The sequence below is a fragment of the Brachyspira murdochii DSM 12563 genome (genome assembly GCF_000092845.1).
GTDB classification, from domain to species: Bacteria; Spirochaetota; Brachyspiria; order Brachyspirales; family Brachyspiraceae; genus Brachyspira; species Brachyspira murdochii.
This window is the reverse complement of sequence record NC_014150.1, coordinates 2,817,943-2,840,191: the sequence shown is the minus strand read 5'-3', so window position 1 is coordinate 2,840,191 and position 22,249 is coordinate 2,817,943. Positions and strand designations below refer to the sequence as shown.

23 protein-coding genes are annotated in these 22,249 nt (G+C 28.1%); 19 read left to right on the top strand and 4 right to left on the bottom strand.

The window, feature by feature from the left end; all coding sequences use genetic code 11:
* Positions 1–6 precede the first annotated feature (6 nt).
* The 17 genes from BMUR_RS12575 to thpR all read left to right on the top strand — a co-directional run bounded on the left by BMUR_RS12575 (position 7) and on the right by thpR (position 15,594).
* A complete protein-coding gene (locus tag BMUR_RS12575) occupies positions 7–531 on the top strand; it encodes a (R)-mandelonitrile lyase (RefSeq protein ID WP_013114921.1) in 525 nt (174 codons plus the stop codon).
* A gap of 42 nt (positions 532–573) precedes the next feature.
* A complete protein-coding gene (locus tag BMUR_RS12570; protein ID WP_013114920.1) occupies positions 574–1,002 on the top strand; it encodes a cyclophilin-like fold protein in 429 nt (142 codons plus the stop codon).
* Positions 1,003–1,118: 116 nt separating this feature from the next.
* Positions 1,119–1,964 (top strand): aldo/keto reductase, encoded by an 846-nt coding sequence (locus BMUR_RS12565; RefSeq protein WP_013114919.1) that lies wholly within the window; start codon positions 1,119–1,121, stop codon positions 1,962–1,964.
* A gap of 19 nt (positions 1,965–1,983) precedes the next feature.
* Positions 1,984–2,829 carry a carboxymuconolactone decarboxylase family protein gene (locus BMUR_RS12560; RefSeq protein WP_013114918.1) on the top strand — a complete coding sequence of 282 codons (846 nt, stop codon included), beginning with the start codon at positions 1,984–1,986 and terminating at the stop codon, positions 2,827–2,829.
* Positions 2,830–2,948: 119 nt separating this feature from the next.
* A complete protein-coding gene (locus tag BMUR_RS12555; RefSeq protein WP_013114917.1) occupies positions 2,949–3,506 on the top strand; it encodes a flavodoxin in 558 nt (185 codons plus the stop codon).
* A gap of 302 nt (positions 3,507–3,808) precedes the next feature.
* A complete protein-coding gene (locus BMUR_RS12550) occupies positions 3,809–4,426 on the top strand; it encodes a flavodoxin (RefSeq protein WP_013114916.1) in 618 nt (205 codons plus the stop codon).
* A gap of 11 nt (positions 4,427–4,437) precedes the next feature.
* A complete protein-coding gene (locus BMUR_RS12545; protein WP_013114915.1) occupies positions 4,438–5,271 on the top strand; it encodes an SDR family oxidoreductase in 834 nt (277 codons plus the stop codon).
* Positions 5,272–5,359: 88 nt separating this feature from the next.
* Entirely contained in the window at positions 5,360–6,046 is a 687-nt protein-coding gene (locus BMUR_RS12540) for a flavodoxin (RefSeq protein ID WP_013114914.1), read from the top strand.
* A gap of 39 nt (positions 6,047–6,085) precedes the next feature.
* Positions 6,086–6,745 (top strand): DUF4405 domain-containing protein, encoded by a 660-nt coding sequence (locus BMUR_RS12535; protein ID WP_013114913.1) that lies wholly within the window; start codon positions 6,086–6,088, stop codon positions 6,743–6,745.
* A gap of 44 nt (positions 6,746–6,789) precedes the next feature.
* Positions 6,790–7,293: an NAD(P)H-dependent oxidoreductase gene (locus tag BMUR_RS12530; protein WP_013114912.1), complete on the top strand. Its 504-nt coding sequence runs from the start codon at positions 6,790–6,792 to the stop codon at positions 7,291–7,293.
* A gap of 250 nt (positions 7,294–7,543) precedes the next feature.
* Positions 7,544–9,553, top strand: a complete 2,010-nt coding sequence (gene mrdA, locus BMUR_RS12525; protein WP_013114911.1) for a penicillin-binding protein 2 — start codon at positions 7,544–7,546, stop codon at positions 9,551–9,553.
* Positions 9,546–10,862, top strand: coding sequence for an FtsW/RodA/SpoVE family cell cycle protein (locus tag BMUR_RS12520; protein WP_013114910.1), 1,317 nt, complete (start codon positions 9,546–9,548; stop codon positions 10,860–10,862). Before mrdA ends, BMUR_RS12520 begins: the two co-directional genes overlap by 8 nt.
* Positions 10,863–10,882: 20 nt before the next feature.
* Complete coding sequence (locus tag BMUR_RS12515; RefSeq protein WP_013114909.1) at positions 10,883–12,037, top strand: SpoIIE family protein phosphatase; 1,155 nt, start codon at positions 10,883–10,885, stop codon at positions 12,035–12,037.
* A 709-nt stretch (positions 12,038–12,746) separates the two neighbouring features.
* Positions 12,747–13,358: an acetate uptake transporter gene (locus tag BMUR_RS12510; protein WP_013114908.1), complete on the top strand. Its 612-nt coding sequence runs from the start codon at positions 12,747–12,749 to the stop codon at positions 13,356–13,358.
* Positions 13,359–13,555: 197 nt separating this feature from the next.
* Positions 13,556–14,275 (top strand): periplasmic-type flagellar collar protein FlbB, encoded by a 720-nt coding sequence (locus BMUR_RS12505; RefSeq protein WP_013114907.1) that lies wholly within the window; start codon positions 13,556–13,558, stop codon positions 14,273–14,275.
* A gap of 141 nt (positions 14,276–14,416) precedes the next feature.
* The gene (locus tag BMUR_RS12500) at positions 14,417–15,013 is read left to right on the top strand and encodes a hypothetical protein (protein ID WP_013114906.1); all 597 of its coding nucleotides are present in this window, start codon (positions 14,417–14,419) and stop codon (positions 15,011–15,013) included.
* A 35-nt stretch (positions 15,014–15,048) separates the two neighbouring features.
* Positions 15,049–15,594, top strand: coding sequence for an RNA 2',3'-cyclic phosphodiesterase (thpR, locus tag BMUR_RS12495; protein WP_013114905.1), 546 nt, complete (start codon positions 15,049–15,051; stop codon positions 15,592–15,594).
* 7 nt (positions 15,595–15,601) lie between these two features.
* Here thpR and BMUR_RS12490 read toward each other — a convergent pair whose 3' ends face one another.
* Positions 15,602–16,015, bottom strand: coding sequence for a flavin reductase family protein (locus BMUR_RS12490; protein ID WP_244833454.1), 414 nt, complete (start codon positions 16,013–16,015; stop codon positions 15,602–15,604).
* Positions 16,016–16,335: 320 nt separating this feature from the next.
* Here BMUR_RS12490 and BMUR_RS12485 point away from each other — a divergent pair, with 320 nt between their 5' ends.
* Complete coding sequence (locus BMUR_RS12485; RefSeq protein ID WP_013114904.1) at positions 16,336–17,094, top strand: MBL fold metallo-hydrolase; 759 nt, start codon at positions 16,336–16,338, stop codon at positions 17,092–17,094.
* A 73-nt stretch (positions 17,095–17,167) separates the two neighbouring features.
* Here BMUR_RS12485 and fucO read toward each other — a convergent pair whose 3' ends face one another.
* The 3 genes from fucO to BMUR_RS12470 form a co-directional block, all read right to left on the bottom strand.
* A complete protein-coding gene (fucO, locus tag BMUR_RS12480) occupies positions 17,168–18,316 on the bottom strand; it encodes a lactaldehyde reductase (protein WP_013114903.1) in 1,149 nt (382 codons plus the stop codon).
* 73 nt (positions 18,317–18,389) lie between these two features.
* Complete coding sequence (locus tag BMUR_RS12475; protein ID WP_013114902.1) at positions 18,390–19,058, bottom strand: L-fuculose-phosphate aldolase; 669 nt, start codon at positions 19,056–19,058, stop codon at positions 18,390–18,392.
* A 30-nt stretch (positions 19,059–19,088) separates the two neighbouring features.
* Entirely contained in the window at positions 19,089–20,501 is a 1,413-nt protein-coding gene (locus BMUR_RS12470) for a rhamnulokinase (protein ID WP_013114901.1), read from the bottom strand.
* Between the two features lie 241 nt (positions 20,502–20,742).
* On the opposite strand from BMUR_RS12470, the gene BMUR_RS12465 reads away from it, so the two are divergent.
* Complete coding sequence (locus tag BMUR_RS12465; RefSeq protein WP_013114900.1) at positions 20,743–22,239, top strand: sugar ABC transporter ATP-binding protein; 1,497 nt, start codon at positions 20,743–20,745, stop codon at positions 22,237–22,239.
* The last annotated feature ends 10 nt before the right edge of the window (positions 22,240–22,249 follow it).

Genomic DNA, 22,249 nt, shown 5'->3' with positions numbered 1-22,249 from the left:
GAGAAAATGAAAAAATATTTACTAATTACTTTTACTTTATCAATAATATTTACTGCTGTATCATGTAATGCAGGAAGTAAAGAGGCTTCAAATGGTTATGAATATGCAAAATCGCCAGAAGAAACAGTATTGATAAAAAAAGGCGATGGTCAAAAATCTAAAGGTTCAGCAGACTATTTTACAGGCGATGTTGAAGTTGAAAGTATAACAGCACCTAATGAAACATCTAAATTCTCAGTAGCCTATGTTACATTTCAGCCGGGAGCAAGAAGTGCATGGCATACACACCCAGCAGGACAGCATTTAATAGTTGTTGAAGGTGTAGGACTTACTCAAGAAGAAGGAAAACCCATTCAGGAGTTTAGAGCAGGAGATATTTTATACTGCCCTTCAAATGTTAAACATTGGCATGGAGCTTCTCCAAATTCTTATATGAAACATGTTGCTATAACAGGTGATTCAAACGGAAACAATGTTACTTGGATGGAACATGTTACTGATGAAGAATATTACAGCTATACTAATCAATAATATAAAAATAAATGATTAAATACTTTTACTAGAGATTTATTTATGAAAAATACTATTGCTTTTATATTACTTATATCGAGTATATTTACAATGAATGCTTTTACACAAAGTACAAAAGTAAAATTAATATTTAATGATAATGAAGTTTATGCTTTAATAACAAATTCAAATGCTGGAAATGATTTTTTATCGCTTCTGCCTATGAATTTGAAGATTGAAGATTTTAATGGTACAGAGAAAATATCATATTTGAGTAAAAAATTAAATACTCAAAATGAACCAGACGGCATAACTCCAAAAGCAGGTGATATAACTTATTATGCTCCTTGGGGTAATTTGGCTATATTTTATAAAAATTTCAGATATTCGAATAATTTAATTTATTTGGGAAGATTTGAAAATATTTCTGATATATCAAAACTTTCAAATATAAAAGGATATTTTGAAATTCGTATAGAGAAAGCAAATTAAAAATTGCTAATTTATAAAATTAAATAAAAAAATTACAATTTTGCTATTGACATTGGAGTAAACTCTAATGCTAAAATAAAAAAATAAAATAGGTATAATAAAAAAATGGAGAGATTATGAATAATATAAAACTAAATAATGGTGTTGAAATGCCTATTCTTGGATTTGGAGTATACCAAATAGATAATTACGAAGAATGCAAAAAAGCATGTATTTATGCTATTGAAGCAGGCTACAGACATATAGACACAGCATCTATATATATGAATGAAAAAGCGGTAGGAGATGCTATAAAAGAAAGCGGTATAAATAGAAAAGAGATGTTTATAACCACAAAATTATGGATACAAGATGCAGATTATGATAAGGCAAAAAAAGCATTTCAAATATCTATGGAAAAATTGGGATTAGATTATTTAGATTTATATTTGATCCATATGCCTTTTGGTAATTATTATTCTGCTTGGAAAGCAATTGAAGAATTATACGAAGCTGGACATATAAAAGCTATAGGAGTTTGCAACTTCTATAAAGATAGATTAATTGATTTTGTACATAATCATAAAATAATACCGGCTATTAATCAAATAGAAACTCATCCATTCTTTCAAAGATGGGAAGACCAAGAATTAATGAAAGAGTATAATATCACATTAGAATCTTGGGCTCCTTTAGCAGAAGGCAGTAATAATATTTTCAATAATGAAATATTAAAAAGTATAGGAAAAAAATATAATAAAACTATAGCTCAAGTTATTTTAAGATGGCTAACTCAAAGAAATATACCTATTATACCCAAAAGTGTTAATAAAGAGAGGATAATAGAAAACTCTAAAATATTTGATTTTATATTAGATGATAATGATATGAATATTATAAAAACTTTAGACAATAATAAAAATATTATATTTCTTAATGAAGATGAAAAGTTTATAAAAAAATTATTAAATATGAAATATTAAAATATAAGGAGATTATTAAATGAAAAAAATATTAAAATTAAGTTTATCAATATTTTTATTAATGACAATATTATCTTGTCAGGCAAATAACAATAATACTAATAATAGCGGAGGAAATCTAACTATGACAGAAAAAGCAAATAGTAAATATAATGAATTATTCAAAAGAGAGGCTAAATCATCAAAACCAAATGATGAAGAATTAGAAAGTATATTCAATAACTTTTTATACGGCGAAGTTTATAATCATGGTTCATTAGATGCAAAATTAAGAGAACTTGTAACATTAGTTTCTCTAACAGCTTCACAAGGCACTGACTTTATAAAAGATCATGTAGAAATAGCTTTGAATGTTGGAGTTACACCTATAGAGATAAAAGAGGCATTATATCAATGTTCTCCTTATGTAGGTTTTCCAAGAGTATTTGCAGCTTTAGAAAAAGCAAATGAAGTTTTTAAAGCAAAAAATATATCACTTCCTATAGAAAGTCAATCAACTGTTACAGAGGAAACAAGATTTGATAAGGGATTAGAAACTCAGGTAAGCATATTTGGAAATGCAATACTTACTGCTCATTCAAATGCTGCCCCAAATCAAAAACATATTCAGAACTATTTATCAGCTAACTGTTTCGGAGATTTCTATACTAGAACAGGTTTGGATTTAAAAACAAGAGAGCTTTTAACATTCATAATGATAATATCTTTAGGAGGAGCTGAACCTCAGGCTACAGCACATGCAAATGCTAATATAGCAATGGGAAACACAAAAGATATGATGATAGAAGCTGTAACTCAATGCCTTCCTTATATAGGATACCCAAGAACATTAAACGCTATAACTGTAATTAACAATATACAATAATAATAAACAAGAATAATACTTATTATATCTATTGATAATAACATAAATAAAAAATGCAAAATAGCTATACATTTTTTATAAAAGTTAATAAAAAAATTTTATAAAAGGAGAGTTTAAATATGAGAAAAATTATCAAAACAATATTAGTATCATTACTTCTTTCAAGCACATTATTAATAGGAGGCTTATACGCTCAAAGCTCAAAAACTTTAATAGTGTATTTCTCTTGGGGCGGAAACACGAAAACAGCTGCCAATATGATAAAGAACATGACGCATGCTGATATGTTTGAAGTAAAAACTGCAGAAAGCTACCCTACTGATTATAATGATACTATAAATCAGGCAAGAGATGAATTAAATAATAATGTTTTACCGAGATTAAGTGCTAATATAGATAATCTAGCTAACTATGACACTATAATATTATGTTACCCTAATTGGTGGGGCACTATTCCTCAGGCAGTAAAACAATTATTACAAACTCATAATTTCAGCGGTAAAAAAATAGCTCCTTTATGCACACATGGCGGAGGCGGTATGGGAAGAAGTTTAAATGATATAAAAACTTTATGCCCTAACTCTGATATATTAAACCATCTAAGTATATCTGGAAGAAGTGTTAATAGCTCAGAAAATAATATAAGAACATGGCTTCAAAATATAAACATACTATAAAAATTATAAACTTGCTTTCAGTATATAAATTAATAAATATTTTTTAACTGAAAGCAAATACAAAATAATAAAACAATAAACTAATCCCAATCTTACTATAGGAGGTAAAAGTTACATCAGATTTAAGTATTTTTCATGATTTATATAACAACGGAGAAAGAAGAGCAAATATAACTTTTAGTTTATACTGACAATTTTTAAGTTTGTAAATTTTTTGTTATTTTTTTCCCGCCTTCGCTCTGCGAAAGCTGACAATACATTTATAAAATATAGAAATTAATTTTATCATAAAAGGAGTGTACATGAAAAAATATATTATTATAATATTTTCTATAGTGTTTACATACATAGGATATGCACAGAATTCAAAAATTTTGATTGTTTATTTTTCAAGAGTAGGAAATACTTTATTTAAAGATAATATAGACGCATCAACTTCAGCAAGCATTATAGCAAATAATAACAGAGTGGGTACTACAGAATATGCTGCTAATATAATAAAAAACGAATTAAATGCTGATATTAGATTAATAGAAACAGTTGATAAATACACTGATAACTTCGACGATTTAGTTGATAAAAATCATGAAGAAATGCGTAATAATTATTTTCCAAAAATAAAGCCGCTAAATATTGATATAAACAAATATAATACTGTTTTTATAGGATATCCAGTATGGGCTAATGATGTACCAATGGCAGTGCGTTCATTTATAAGAGATTATAATTTGTCATCAAAAACTATAGTACCATTTTGTACTCATGACGGATACGGTGCTGGAAGATCATATAATACTATTAGAAACATGATAAAAAATGCCAATATATTAAATGGCTTGGCATTAGACTCCTCTAATATACAATACGAGGACGGCAGAATAAAGTCTTGGATAAGAAATTTAAAAATAAATAATTATTAAGGAGAATAAAAATGAACAATAAAAAAGATGTATTTGTTTTAACAGGCTCTGGTTCTATAGGAATTGCAATAGCCAGAAGAATGGGAATAGGAAAACATATAGTACTTGCAGATTTAAACATAAAAAATGCTGAAAGAGAATCTCAAATATTATATAATGCTGGGTTTCAAACTTCTGTATATGAAACAGATATTTCTTCAAGAGAATCTATATTAAAACTTATTGATTTTGCAAAAAGTTTTGGAAAAATAAAATATTTTGTTAATGCTGCAGGAGTTTCGCCGTCTCAAGCATCTATTAAAGATATTTTAAAAGTTGATTTATATGGAACATCTGTACTTCTTGAAGAGTTTGGTAAAGTGATAGAAGAAGGAGGAAGCGGTATAACAATATCTTCACAATCTGGCTACCGTTTAGGTTCTTTGACAGATGAAGAAAATAAAATACTTGCAACTACTCCTACTGAAAAATTATTATCTTTGCCTATACTTGATAAAGCAACAGACACTTTAAAGGCATATCAATTATCAAAAAGATGCAATTGTTTAAGGGTAATGTATGAATCTGGAAATTGGGGTAAAAGAGGAGCAAGGTTAAATTCAATAAGTCCCGGTATAATAATTACACCTTTAGCCAATGATGAATTAAACGGACCAAGAGGAGAAAGCTACAGAAAAATGCTTGAACTTTGCCCTTCAAAAAGAGCAGGAACTCCAGATGATGTAGCAAATGTGGCTGAGCTTTTAATGAGTGATAGAGGCTCTTTTATTTCCGGAAGTGATTTTCTTATGGACGGAGGCGTAACAGCTTCTTGGTGGTATGGAGAATTATCAAATAATAAATAATATTTTAAGCTTGTTAATAATTTTTTGCTTCCACATGTCATAAAAAAATAAATAATAGGCGTACTATTAAAAAATAATAGGAGGTTATATGAAAAATTTAATCTTAATTTTTTTACTTTTATCAATAGTTATATCATGCAAAAATAACAATACTTCTAATATAGAAAGTGATAATAATTATAATACTCAAAATAATTATGTTAATATTAATTATACTCAAAGCAATTCAAAAATATTAATAGCATATTTTACTTGGGCAGATAATACTGTAGTTGAAAATCCTTCATCTATAGACCCAGATGCTGAAACATCTGCAAGCGTACTTTCTCCGGGCAATGCTGCATTAATTGCAGGATGGATACAAGAGGAAACAGGAGGCGATTTATTTAGTATAAAAACAGAAAATAAATACTCAAGCGATTATGATGAATGTCTTAATCAAGCTAGAAAAGAAAGGGATAATAACGAAAGACCAAGACTTACTCAAAGAGTTAATAATATAGATGATTATGATGTTATATTTTTGGGTTTTCCTAATTGGTGGTATACTTGCCCTATGGCTATTTTCACATTTGTTGAAAGCTATGATCTATCTGGAAAAACCATAATACCATTTTGTACTCATGGAACAGGAGGGCTTTCAAGAACTATAAGAGATTTGAGAAACTTACTTCCAGATGACTGCAAAATATTAGAGCCTATAGGAATATACAGACCAGAAGTAAAAACATCAAAAAATAAAGTTTTAGATTGGCTTAGAAAGTTGGATTATTAAAGAATTAATATAATAATATAAAAAGGAGTAAAATACATAATGACTAAAAAAATAATAAAAACAACTGTAGACATAATAATGACTTTACTATTTTTTATTTTGATGGCATATCATTTTACTGGAGATGCCGTACATGAATATTTGGGTTTTCTTCTTTTTATATTTTTTATACTTCATCATATACTTAATTTTAATTGGTACAAAAACTTGCCTAAAGGAAAATATAATTTTAATAGGGTTTTAAGTACATTTATTAATACTATGCTTTTTTTATGTATGATAGGATTAATGATAAGCGGAATACTATTTTCTCAAAGGGTGCTTGGATTTTTGAATATTCATAACAGCGGAATGTTTACAAGACGTCTTCATATGATTTCAAGCTCTTGGGGATTTATATTTATGTCGGCACATTTAGGAATGCATTGGGGTATGTTTATCAATATGAGTAAAAAGTTTATCAATATAAAAAAACAAATAGCGTTAATAATAGCTTCATTAATTGCTGTATATGGTATTATTTCATTTATAAAAAGAGAATTATACAATAAAATGTTTTTGCTTGTAGAGTTTGCTTTTTTTAATTATGAAGAGCCTGTAATACTTTTCTTTATGGATTATTTATCTATAATGGGTTTATTTATATTTATAAGCTACTATTTACCAAAAATAAAAATTAGAAAAAATAATAATATTTAAAAAATAATAAAATAAAAATTAATACATCAAAGGAGAAAAATAAAATGAAAACACTTATAATTTTTTCACATACCTATTGGAATGATTCTAAAGTCAATCGTAAACTATTAGAATCAATAAAAGATTTTAAAGACATTACAATTCATAATTTAAATGAAATATATAAAGATAATAAAATAAGTAAAGACAATGTGAAGTCAGAAATATCTTTATTAAAAGAACATGATAAAATAATATTTCAGTTTCCATTGTTTTGGTTCAGCACTCCGAGCCTATTAAAAGAATGGGAGGATACTGTTTTAACTGATATACTTTATGGCAGCGAAAGCAAATGTTTAGAAGGAAAAACTTTTCAAATAATTACTACTGCAGGAGGAGAGAAATCTTTTTATGATTCTTTGGAGTTTGGTATTAATACTATACTATCTCCTATAACAACAAGTTTTAAATATTTAGGTTTGAAAGCAGAAAATCCATTATGTATATATCATGCTAATACTGATAATTTGGATTTAAATGAATATCATAAGTATTTGCAGCAAAATTAATATAAGAATACTTAATCAATATCACTTTTTATAATATTTTTTATTATAAAATTATATGTTTCAGCATTTTAAATATTAATTATTTTTAATGCTGAAACATTCTATTATTATATAAATTATATAAATTATATAAATAAACTAATAATATTAATAATACAGTAAAAAATACCGTTACTTATAGTATTGATAAAAATTTTTTGTTAGTATAATATTACTTATATTAATTAATAATTATTAAGAAGGTTTATGCATGAATTTTTTAGAAATAGAATTAAATAAAGACAAAAAAATTATAAGCGAAGACTTCAAATATAGAAAAAGATTAATAGTTGTATTTATAATATCAGTACTTGTAACAACATTGCTGTTATTAAGATTATTTTATCTTCAGATAATACAAAATGAACATTATGACAGTTTGGCAAGAAATAATAAAGAACAGATAATACCTATAGATGCATACAGAGGTGAAATTTATGACAGAAACGGTATTATAGTAGCTGAAAATATAAAAACATACACAATGTATATGATACCAGTTTATCTTCCAAAAAATTATTTTGAGAGAGAGGAATTATTATACAGAGTTTCAAAAGTATTTAATATAGATTTAGGACATATAAAATCAAGTTTAGAGAAAGTATCAAAAAACAGCTATGAATCAGTAGAGATATCAGAAAATATAAGCATGGCACAAATGAGTTATTTAGCGGAGAGATCTGAAGAATATCCAGGGGTTTATTACGGCAGCAAATCGGTAAGACACTACCCTCTTGGCGAAACTATGACGCATGTACTTGGATATATAGGAAACATATCACAGGAAGAGTTTGAAAGCAAACAGGCAGAGGGATACAGAAGAAACAGCGTAATAGGTAAAGAAGGTGTTGAACAATTTTATGATAAAGAACTTAGAGGAATAGACGGTTATGTTCAGTGGATAGTAGACTCAAGAAACAGAGTAAAAGAGACTATAAGTCCTGCAATAGGAAAGCCTATACCGGGAAAAAAACTTATATTAAGCATAGATTCTAAAATACAAAAGGATGCTGAAGACCTAATAAGAGGACAAGTAGGAACTGTAATAGTATCAAAACCTACTACAGGCGAAATATTAGCAATGGTAAGCTCTCCTTGGTATGATCCTAATATATTTATAGGTAAAATAGACAGACAAAAGTATGCAGAACTTATTAACAACCCTGCAAATCCATTCTGGAACAAAGCTATAAGAGGAAGATACCCACCAGCTTCAACATTCAAACTAGTTACAGCTGTAGGAGCCTTAGCTGAAAAAAGAATAGGAGTAAATACTACAAGATACTGCGGAGGCGGTATGCTTCTTGAAAATAGGTTCTACAGATGTACTGGTCAGCATGGTTATGTAAATATGTACAGGGCCATTCAGTTCTCATGCAATACATATTTCTACAACTTGGCATATGAGCTTGGTCCTAACTTTATAAAAAGATACGCTGAAATGCTAGGTTTCGGAGACATTACAGGTATAGACTTACCTGGTGAAAAAGTTGGAGTCGTTCCTAGTGCCGATTGGAAAAGAAGAAAAATTGGCGAATATTGGTGGGACGGAGACACTATTCAGTATGTTATAGGTCAGGGATACATGTCTGCTACCCCTATAGCTGTACATATGTCTACTTCAGCTATAATTAATGACGGAGTTATGTACAGACCTCATGTTGTTAAAGAAATAAGAAGTTCTCAGACTGATGAGGTTATATACAATAATGATAAAATTATAATCAAAAAGCTAGATATAGATAAGAACATATTTACAGTAGTAAAAGAAGGTATGAGAATGGCGGTATCTGGCGGTACAGCAAGAAACGGTGCTTGGTCTCCTCATATAAAATTGGCAGCAAAAACAGGTACTGCTCAGAATGCTCAAGGTAAAGACCATACTTGGGTAACAATATTCGGACCTTATAATCCTAGACCTACTGATGATATGGTAGCTGTTACAGTGATGTTAGAGCATAGCGGCGGCGGCGGAGGTGCTACTGCAGGACCTATTGCTACTGCAATGCTTCGCTCTATATTAGGAGGAGAAAATGCTGTTGAGGCTAGAAACGTTATATATGCTAGAATGCAGTATATTTATCAGCAGATAAGATTAGCAAGAGAAAAAATGAAAGAAGAACAGGAAAATGGTGAAAATCCAGAAAATATTGATGGTGAACAGCAAAAAGAAGAAGATAAAAAAGATGCAAATGAAGATGAAAGGATAAAATATGAATGATAAAAAAGAATTAAAAAAATTATTTGTCTTCGATTGGAAAATATTAGCAGCTGTTATATTTTTAATGACAGCAGGTGCCATAGCTGTATATTCTTCTACATATTCTCCTGAATCTGGTAAAACTAGCTGGATGTTTTTGAAATTTATATTCTTCTGTGCTACTGGAATTGTACTCATATTTATAAGTATGTTTATTAACTATACAAAATTAGCAGAACACAGAATGTCTTTATATATACCAATGCTTGGAGTGCTTATACTTGTGTTAATACCGGGGGTTGGAACTACTGTAAACGGCAGCAGCAGCTGGTTATTTGGTATGCAGCCTTCTGAGTTCGGCAAAATTGTAGTTATAATATTTTTAGCAGGATATTTGGATCAAATAGGAGACAAAATAAAAGAGATAAAGTATTTTGCTTTGGCTGGTGTTTTTATTGCTATACCTATAGGTTTGGTACTGCTTCAGCCAGACTTGGGTACTGTATTAGTATATTGTTTTATAGTATTTATAATGCTTTTTGTGGGAGGAGTTCCTACCAGATATATTATAGCATTAATAAGTATAGGTGTTGTTGGGCTTTCAATACCTATGTTTTTGGAATATAAAAGAATGTCTGATGATATAGATAATTTGCTTTTTAACTTCTTATCTCAAAGAATATATATAGGATATTTGGCTGGAATATTCCTTTTTGTATCTGCTCTTTTACTTACGCTTAATTTTTATATGAACAGTAAATATGTGGGTCTTCTATCATTTACATTTTTTGTATTATTTTTATGTATGGGTGCTGCCTTAATATTTGATATAGGTTTAAAAGAGTATCAAAAACAAAGATTATTGGTATTTATGAATCCTCAATTAACTAGATTAAGTTCAGGATATAATATTATACAATCTCTCATAGCTGTAGGAAGCGGAGGATTATTCGGAGAAGGATTTTTAAGCGGAAGTCAATCGCAATTAAATTTCATACCGCAGCAGGTAAATGACTTTATATTTTCAAATATATGCGAAGAATGGGGATTTGTTGGAAGTGCTTTAGTAGTACTTGCCTATTCAGTTATATTTATACGCGGAACTATGGCAGCATATTTTGCCAAAGATAGATTAGGTGCATTAATAGTATCTGGGGTTATTGCCATGTTTTTATGCCATGTTATAATTAATATTGGTATGGTTGTAGGTATGATGCCTATTACTGGATTAACATTGCCTTTTATAAGCAGCGGAGGTTCATCAATATGGACTTTTTCTATTTCTATAGGTTTGATATTTAATGTAGAAGCTAGAAGATATGTTCATTAAAATATTGAGAAGCAGTTAATATGAAAAATAGTAATATTTTAACAGAAAAAGTTTTAATAGTAGATTCTAATATAGATTATGCAAGCTTTCTGCAGAAGTTTTTAAAAGAATCCGGATATTTATCTTATATAGCATTATCATATGAAGATGCTATGAATATGGCTTATGATAAAATACCAGACTGCATACTTGTAGATTATATGCTTCCAAATTCAGGTGCTTCAAGACTGTCTGAACATATAAAAAATGATAACATACTCAAAAATATAGCCGTTTTATTTTTAACTGCAACTGACAATAAAAGTGAATGCCTAAAATCTTATGAATGCGGAGCTGACGGCTTTTTTCTTAAATCTATGGATACTGATATATTACTAGCAAAAATGAAAGCATATATAAGACTAAAAAAGGCTATAGAATCTAACCTTATGTATATGAACATATTAAAGCAGGATATTGAATATGCTTCAAAACTTCAGAAATCTATTCTCTCCTACGGAAACACTTCTATACCAAAAAATGATATATCAATATTCCATTATGCCCCTAATGAAGTTTCAGGAGATTACAGCGGCATAAAATCTATTAATGACGGCTGGTATGCTATACTTCTTGCCGATGTATCAGGTCATGGAGTGGCAGCTAGTATGCTCACTATACTGATAAAATCTTTTTTTGATTCACATGTTATTATGGATTCTAAAAATACTCAGCCTGCTGAATTTTTAAGGCAGATGAATAATTTCTTTATAGGAGAAAATTTTGACAAAAATTTATTTGCATCTGTGTTTTATGCAATATATAATAATGAAACAGGAAAATTAATATGCTCCTCTGCAGGATCTCCAAAGCCCATATGCAAATCTAAAGATGAAATAATTGAAATCGATGTAGGAGGACCTCTAATTGGTATGATGGAGGATACAGAATATACTGAAACTGAAATACAGCTAAATCATAATGATATCATATTTATATTTACAGACGGAGCTTATGAAATATTTGATAAAGACGGCAAAATGTTTGGAGATGAACTTTTAAAAAGCACATTTATAAAACATTCGCATAAAGATGTTAATGTAATAAAAGATTGTATAATAAAAGAATTAAAATCTTTCTCAGATAACATATTATCTGATGATATAAGTATGATAATGCTAAGAAGAACTGAATAGCATTTTGAATTTATAATTATAATTGTTTCAAAAACTATTGATATATAATTTTAACAAATTTAATATTTTACACAATAATATTGATTATTACATAAATATTTTTTATTATTATATAAACAAATATATTTTACCAATTTATATGCTTTTATAAATGTATTATCAGCTTTTTTACTGAGTTTATTTAAAATTACTAATGCCTCTAAAGTTACAATGCAAAAAAATATTCTAAATTTAAAAAATTCATTCTTAATCAATTATAGCTGTATAGATATATCATTAAATTTTAGTATATAATTAATCAATTTATATTTACAATTTTTAATTTGTTCAAACTAAACTATCTGCCTATTTTATATACATAAAATAATCAATATTATATTTATTGTCATAAAATGATAAACTTACAAAATTATATCTCAATAAATTTCAAAATGAGCATATATATTCACAAATAAAAAGTAACCGTTTACATTTTTTATAGTTACATGTGAATTCAATATAAAATAAAATATATATAAATATAAACATATATATTATTAAATATTTACTTGCTATTAATTATACTAGAATTAATATATAATAAAAAACTAAAAAAATCACATAAATTAATATTTTTTGTAAATTTTTTATCATTTTATGTGCGTAAAATTTGACATAGCCTTTTTTTTTTCTATACTAGGTAATAAATAGGATATAGGAGTATTCATATATGAACAATGAAGTAAAAGTAACACAAACACTTGCAGATCCAGCACCATTCGGTTTATTCGGGCTTGCAGTAATAACATTCGTAGCTTCGACACAAAAATTGGGACTTACATCAGGATTTTCAGGTCTTATTCCTTGGGCTATATTTCTTGGCTGTATAACACAATTTGTTGCTGCTATTATTGACTTCAAAAAAGAAAATGTATTTGGGGCAACAGTATTTGGTGCTTTCGGATTATTCTGGATGGCTGTAGCTTTTATTTGGCTCACTACTTTAGGAGTATTCGGAGAAGAAATGAAAAGTACTATTGACTTCAGACAATTTGGAGTAGTATGTATAGGTTATTTATTTCTTGTAGGACCTTTAACTTTTGGTGCGGCTGAAGCTCATAAGGTATTATTTTTAATATTTGTTGCTGTAGATGTACTTTTAATAGCTATGGCATTAAATTACTTAGGAATAGCAGTTAAAGAAACTCAAATTATAGCTGGCATATCTGAACTTGCTGCTGGATTATTAGGTTTCTATGGTGCTGCTGCTGGAGTATTAAACAAAAATTTAGGCAGAGTTGTACTTCCTGTTGGAAAACCTCTAGGCATATTTAAAAAATAACATAAAAATTAGGGCATATATAAAAGAGGCTGTTAATACACAGTCTCTTTTTTATTATTTTTATTTATACAAAACAAAAAAATATGATAACTAAATATTTTATTATTACGATAATAATTATGATAACAAAATCTAGTTGACATATTATTGTTTTATCTATATTATGTTGTAATAATATTATAAGGTGATTAAGGGTTATGAAATTTAAAATAGCAATTTTAACTATAGTCAATTTAATAGCATTTATAGCATTACTCTATATGTTTGATATCTTCGGAGTTGTGAATTACTACACATTAATGCGTAATAAAATAGCTCCTAATGTACCGGGATTTTTAAACAGATTTACTCAAAAGCAAAGAGTGGAAGATATGTCCCTACTTGCAAGAGATGATCTAAATAAAATGAGAGAATCTTTTAACTTAAGAGAAAAAGATTTACAGGCTCAGGAATCATTAATAGCAAGCAGAGCATTAGAATTAAATACTCAGTCTGAATTGATAGAACAAGACAGACAAAATTTATTAAATGCTTGGTCTAATTATCAGGCAACAATGGACGAATCTTCACAGTATCAGTTGGTACTTTCAGATTTAGCAAACAAAATAAACAGTATGCCTCCTCAAAACTCTGTAGCTTTACTTAATCAGCTAGCTGCAAACGGTTCTGATGATTTGGTAATAGATGTACTTCTTGAAATGGATTCTATGGCTGCTGCTGAAGGAAGAAACAGTACTACTTCATATCTTTTAAGTTTGATGGATGCTGCTGTTGCTGCTAGAATATTAGAGAAATATGAAGCAAGATCCAATCCGGGTAATAATACAGTACCTTCTTCACCTAATGACTTCCCATCATATATGCCGGACAATAATGATGCTATGCTTAATGACGGTATAATGGATATGGGAGCATAAAAATTATATACTAAAAAATAATAAGCCGTTTCTAAATATTTTAGGAACGGTTTTTTTATTTTAAGTTCATTAATTTAAATATTGACAAATAAAGGGTTATAGGGTATAACTTCATTTATTACAATTTGGAGTTTTTTATCTATGCTAACTATGCTAAGATTAGTATTAATATCTGTTATTATATTTTCTTTTAATCTTTATTCTCAAAATATTGATGATAAACCAATGAAAATAAATAAAAATTACTTTACTGATGATGGAAATTTAAAAAACAATAAAGATTTATCAGTTTATGCTATAAGAAAGATTAGATTTACTGACAACTCATCTTATGAGATGATAATATTAAAAAATAATAGTTGGTATTATTATAGTCTGTTTCAAATAGAACAAAATAATAAGTACAATTATATTGGAACTATAGCTTTTATAAGCTCTAATCTAAATATAGAAGGACTTATAGGAAATATAGTTTATAAAGATAATTTCTTCACTATAGAACATAATATTACGTTAAATTTAAAAATGTATATAACATTCAAATATAGCGATGATAAAAAAATATATTTGGACAAAGCTAGTATGATTATGGAACTTATTGATAATAGTGCTGCTGCAAACACTAATGAAGCAAAAACAAATGCTAAGCAGGTTAATGGAAATGTAGTACCTAATAAAATTTTATATAAAGATGTTACAATGGATATGATAATTAAACTATTAAGCCTTGATATATAAAAATAAATGAAACAAATATATAGAGTTGTAATAGTATGAGAGCATTTTTAGCATTAAACTTAAATGAAGAGATAAAAAACAAATATTCCAATATTTTAAAAATAGATGAAAAAATAGCAGAATTAAAAAAAGTATCGAAAGATAAAATGCATATAACATTAGCATTCTTTGATAATATAAAAGAGGTTCAAATAGAATTAATAAAAAAAGAAGTTATAAGCTCCTACCCTACTCCATTTAATATAAAATTTGAAAATATTTCATACTTTACAAATAAATTCAAAGATATAAGTGTTATATTTGTAAAAGCGGTAAGTGAAGAATTAGAAAAATATGTAAAAGTATTGAGATACAATTTAAACAATATAGAAAATCTTGAATATGACAAAAAAGATTTTAAATCTCATATAACATTGGCAAGAGTAAAAAGAGTATACAACAATGAAAAATTAAAAGAAAAAATTGAAGAAATTAATAATTCATATTTTAGTAAATTATCATTCAAAGCTAATTCAATAACATTATATTCAAGTGATTTCGTAAATTATACGGAACTTTTTAATATATACTTAAGAAATTAAACTATAATTACTCTATAATATAGCTGTTAACTATCTCTCCGTAATATGCTATATGAAAATCTTTATTTGCTCCTGATGCACTGATTTCAACATCTTGAGGATAAAATTTCTTTCTTATCTCTTCTGGTATTTTATTTGAATCCTGTATCTGTTTATAAACAACTTTGCATTCAAGAGTTAAAGGAAGTTCTTTTATTGCTGGAACCGAAATAATATTTGAATCTTCTAAAGTTAAATTGAGTTCTTTTACTTTATTGGTATCTCTTCCAGATTTTGTACCGCATACTTTTATAATATTTCTATCAGATTTATCCATAGCAATATTAACTGTAAACTCTGGATTTTCATCAAGCATAGTTCTTGTAAATCTGTTCTCTCTTATAAGAATTATAAATATATTTTTATTCCACTCTACTCCCAAAGTTTCCCACTATTTACTTTTCCATTTGACTTGGTTGTTATGAGAATTCCTCTTCTCATTTCTTTTAAAATATAATTAGCATAATCCAAAACATCAATTTTCTTTTTCATTTTATTTCTCTCCTTAAAAATACTTATTATTTATAATAAATCAAAAATAAAAAAAATTGTCAGTAAATACAATATAAAAATTAATAATTTTTAATAAAATGCATAAGTCATATATATAAATCATATCCGCTTATTAAAAAATAATAACTTGATATTAAGAATAAAAACTATATAATATAAATATATAATAATAAATGGAGGTGCAAATTTATGTTAATAACGTTCTTGGGCACTGGCACTTCTGACGGCGTACCAATGATAGGCTGCAAATGCAAAGTATGTAAAAGCAGAGATAAGAGAGATAAAAGAACACGTTCATCTATACTTATTCAGCATAATAATAAAAACTATATAGTTGATACTTCAGCAGATTTCAGACAGCAAATGCTGAGAGAAAATATAGGAAGTCTCAATGCAGTATTCTATACTCATGCACATGCTGACCATACTTCTGGAATAGTAGATTTAAGATCATTAAACTTTATAATGCATACTTCTATAGACTGCTACGGCAATAAAGATACTATGGATACACTTAGAGAAAAGTACGACTATTTTTTTAATCCAGTTCAAATTGGAGGCGGGCTTCCTCAAGTAGTATTTCATCATATAGAAAATGAAATGTTTTTTGACGATATAAAAGTTACTCCAATTGCTGTAAAACATGGAATTTTAAATATATTAGGATATAGATTTAATAATTTTACTTATATAACTGACGCTAGTAGTATAAGCGATGAAAGTTTAAAGCTAATAGAAGGAACAGAAATTCTAGTGTTAAATGGCTTAAGATACAGACCTCATCATACTCATTTATCACTTCAGGAATCTGTAAATATAGCAGATAAACTCGGAGTAAAAAAAGCATATTTTACTCATATGACGCATGATGTTTTGCATAGACATTTAGAAAGAGAGCTCCCTTCAAATATGCATCCTGCCTATGACGGACTTAAAATAGAAATTTAATAAAAAATATAAAAGGCTGAAACTTATATAAAAGCTTCAGCCCTAAATAATATTAAGAATATATAATTAATTATTAATAAGCTTTCTTATATAAAGCTAGTATATCATCTAATGTTACATCTCTAGGATTTCCGCCTGTACATACATCAGCCAAAGCATCTTTTGCAAGTCTAGGCAAATCTTCTTCTTTAATATTTAACTCTCTTAAATTAGCAGGAATATTAACATCTTTAGAAAGTTTTCTAACAGATTCAACAGCAAGTTTAGCAGCTTCTTCTTTGCTTAATCCATCAACTTTTTCCCCCATTGCAACGGCTATATCAACATATTTATCTATACAAACAGGCATATTGAATTCCATAACTATTGGAAGAAGTACAGCATTAGCAACACCATGAGGTATATCAAATATAGCTCCAAGCGGGTGAGCCATAGAGTGAACAATACCAAGACCAACATTGCTGAATCCCATACCAGCAACATACTGAGCAATACTCATACCGTCCATATCAGTCATATTTTTATCTTTAACAGCCCCTCTTAAATGTTTTGATATAAGCTGCATAGCCTTATATTCAAACATATCTGAAATAGTATGAGCTGCTTTAGTAATATAACCTTCAATAGCATGAGTTAAAGCATCCATACCAGTAGCAGCAACAAGACTGTTAGGCATAGAAGCCATAAGCTCAGCATCTACAAAAGCAGCTATAGGTATATCTTTAGGGTCAACACAAACCATTTTTCTATTTTCTTCTTCATTGATGATTACATAGTTAATAGTAACTTCGGCAGCAGTACCGCAAGTAGTAGGAAGAGCCATAATAGGTACGCTTTTATTTTTTGTAGCTGCCGCTCCTTCAAGAGATTTAACATCAGCAAAATCAGGATTATTTTTAGTAATACCTATAGCTTTAGCAACGTCCATTACTGAACCGCCTCCAACAGCAATTAAAAAGTCAGCTCCTGATTCATTAAATTTTGCTAAACCATCTTTACAGTTTTTTATAGTAGGATTTTGTTTAATATCTAAAAATACATCATAAGAAATATTAGCGGCATCTAAAACATCTTTTACTTTTTTAAGAACACCGCAGGAATCTAAAACTTTATCACTAACTAAAAGTGCCTTTTTAAATCCTCTTGCTTTAATTTCATTAGCAAGTTCGCTTCTTATGCCTATGCCAAAATAACTTGTTTCATTTAAAATATATCTAGCCATAACACTCTCCTATTATTTTTTATTTTTTATAATTATTCTTCTTTTTTATTTTTAATAATTAAGAAGATTAAATTTACTTTTTATTTTTATGTTTTACATTAAGTCCGTAATTTTTAAATTTTTCTAAAACAACTTCCATTTCACTATCCGGCAAAATAGAAAAATCACCTATGCCTCTTACTCCAATATATAATCTAGCTAAGTTTTCAACTTCCATCATAACATGATATGCCTTCTCCAAAGTTTCATCACTAGCTACCAAACCATGATTTTTTAATATACAAGCCTTATAACCTTTCATAGCTTCAGATATATTATCACATAGCTCCTGAGTACCATAAGTAGCATATTTAGCACAAGGTATTTTATTTCCGCCTGCAACTCCAACCATATAATGAATTGCAGGTATATAATCTACATTTAAAATTGAAACTGTAGATGAATATATAGCATGATTGTGTATTACAGCATTGAAATTAGGATTATCTTTAAGAATTGATAAATGAAATCTCCATTCGCTTGAAGGAATTTTGTCATCTTCAGCTTTTCCATTCTCATCAACAAAAACAATATCCTCTGGAGTCATAATCTCATAAGGCATTCCAGATGGAGTAATAAGCATTCCATTTTCAAATCTTATACTTATATTTCCAGCAGTACCCTGATTAACTCCGTCTATTCTCATGCTCAAACAAGCATCTATTATCTTTTTAGATAAATCTTTTCTATCAGAACTAGACATTTTTTCTCCTTAAAAATTAAAATAATATTATTATATTTTTTTTATCTCAAAACTATTTACAACTAATTTTCTCATCTCTTCAGTATCTTTTAATATTCCTAAAGATTTAAACTGAGCTAATATATTTCCAGCAGCAGTACATTCTATAGGACCAACATAAACATTTAAATTAGTTTTTTCTTTAGTAAGCTCGCATATCAATTTATCTCTTGTACCGCCTCCTACAATACATAAAGTATCAATATTTTTATTTAATATTTTTTTAAGACTGTCAATATATTTAGCATAACTATCAGCCAAAGAATTATATACAGAAGCTATAATAATACCTTTTGAATCTTTGGAAACATCTGACTGATTAGTATCTTTATAGTAATTGAGTATTTCATCTTCTATATCTTTTGGATTATAAAATCTATTGTCTGTAATATCTATTCTATGCTCATCTTTAATATTATCTCTTGCAAGTTTTTCCATATCATTAAAAGAAATTTGATATTTTTTTTGCAAAAGCTGTATAGTCCAAAGCCCATTAATATTTTCTAAAAATCTTATAGTATTATTGTAGCCCATTTCATTTGTAAAACCATTTTCAAGAGCCTCATCTGTAAGTATAGGTTCTTTTAATTCTACCCCAAGAAGAGACCATGAGCCTGAAGACAAATAAGCAGAAGTATCATTAAAAATTGGTGCTGATAATACTGCAGATGCCGTATCATGTGAGGCTGCTGCAATAATATCAAAAGGCTTTAATCCCAAATAATCCGCTATTTCTTGTTTTAATAAACCTTTTTTAGTTCCAGCTTCAATTAAAACAGGCAATTTATTAATGTCAAAATTAATTGCTTCTAAAATTTCTGAAGACCAATTCTTTTTATTAATATCTATAAGCTGTGAAGTAGAGGATATTGTATATTCGGAAGAAATATTTCCAGTCAAAAAATAACAGAACAAATCTGGAGTAAATAATAATTTTTCTGCATTATTAACTATATCAGCCCTTTTTTCTATGTCTTCATATATCTGCATTATGCTGTTAAAAGGCATGCATGATATACCTGTTATACCATATAATTTTTTAGCATTCAAACCTATTTTTTCAAGTTTTTTTATTGTATTGATAGTTCTTGTATCTCTATAATTTATAGGATTTGATAAAAGCTCTCCATTTTTATTTATATATGCATAATCTACACCCCAAGAGTTTATCCCCAAAGATGAAGGCTGCACTCCCATATCAGCAACTTTCTTTATGCCTTTTAAAAGCTCATTATACATATATATAAAATCTGTATAATAATAATTATTAATTCTTATAGGTGTAAGTGAGAATCTATGCACTTCTTCCAGTGTCATTTTATCATTTTCAAATTTTGAAAGGAAAATTTTTCCTCCTGATGATCCAAAATCACAGGCTATAGAGTAAAATTTGTTATTAGTCATATAACTGCACCATTTATATTAATATATTTATAATATAATATATTTTTGTTTCATATTCAATAAAAAAATGTTTATTTTTTAAAAAATAAAACATTTTTCTAAACAAAAAAATAAAAATTTAAAAAAAATAAAAATAAAATAATTTTTTTATATAAAAAAACATTTCAATATTGATTATGCTATTTTTTTTTACTAGAATATAATCATATGAAAAATTTTAACTTAAGGATTAAATTATTCTATGAGTGATAACATAATTTTAAAAATGACTGGAATAGAAAAGAGATTTAAAGGTGTATATGCATTAAAAAACTTTAATTTCTCTTTGATTCAAGGCGAGATATTGGCTTTAATAGGTGAAAATGGTGCTGGAAAATCTACTCTTATGAAAATTTTATCTGGAATATATAAAAAAGATGCCGGCAGTATAGAATATTTTGGCAAGCCTTTAGAAGTATCAGGACCTAAAGAAGCAGAAGAAAATGGGATATCAATAGTACATCAGGAACTAAATTTAATGAATCATTTAACTGCAGCACAAAATATTTTTATAGGTCATGAACCATTGAATAAATTCGGACTCATAGATGATAAATTAATGATAAAAAGATCGGATAAAATATTTAAAGGAATGAATGTAGATATAAATCCAGCTGCCAAAATAGGTTCTTTAACAGTAGGAAAGCAGCAGCTTGTTGAAATAGCTAAAGCATTAACTCACAACTCAAAGATATTAATACTTGATGAACCTACTGCCGCTTTGACAGAATCTGAAACTAAAGAACTTTTTAGAATTATAAAAGATTTACAAGTTTCCGGTGTTTCTATAGTATACATATCTCATAGATTAGATGAATTATTTATATTATCTGACAGAATAACAGTTATAAGAGACGGAGAATATATAGACACCAAAATTACAAAGGATACGAATAAAGATGAAATAGTAAATTTGATGGTCGGACGTGTTATATATGAAACACCTAAAACAGAAAGCAAAGTATCAAAAGATGCAAAAGAAATATTAAGGGTAGAGAACTTAGTTGTACCGGGTGTAGTTAAGAATGTAAGTTTTTCTCTAAAACAAGGTGAAATTTTAGGTTTTGCAGGTCTTATGGGTGCCGGAAGAACAGAAACAGCAAGGGCTATTTTTGGTGCTGATAAATTTGAAAGCGGAAAAATATTTGTCGAAGGAAAAGAGGTATCAATAAAATCCCCTGTAGATGCTATAAAAAGCGGTATAGGTTATCTTTCAGAAGACAGAAAAAGATACGGTTTGGCATTAGGGCTTCCAGTATTTGAAAATATTATGATGGGAAATTATGATAAGTTTTCTAATATGCTTATGGTACAAAATTCAAAAGTAAGAGATATTTCAGAGCAGGAAGTAAAATCATTAAATATAAAAACACCTTCTATTAATCAATTAGTAAAAAACTTATCTGGAGGTAATCAGCAGAAAGTAGTAATAGCAAATTGGCTCATAAAAGAATGTAAAATATTAATATTTGATGAACCCACTAGAGGAATAGATGTAGGAGCTAGAAGTGAAATATACAATCTTATGGAACAATTAGTATCTATGGGTAAATCTATAATAATGATCTCATCTGACTTAGTTGAAATACTTAGAATGAGCGACAGAATACTTGTTATGTCTGAAGGTAAAAAAACAGGAGAATTAGATATAAATGGAACTACTCAAGATGATATTATGAAATATGCAACTATGAGATAGACTAATAACT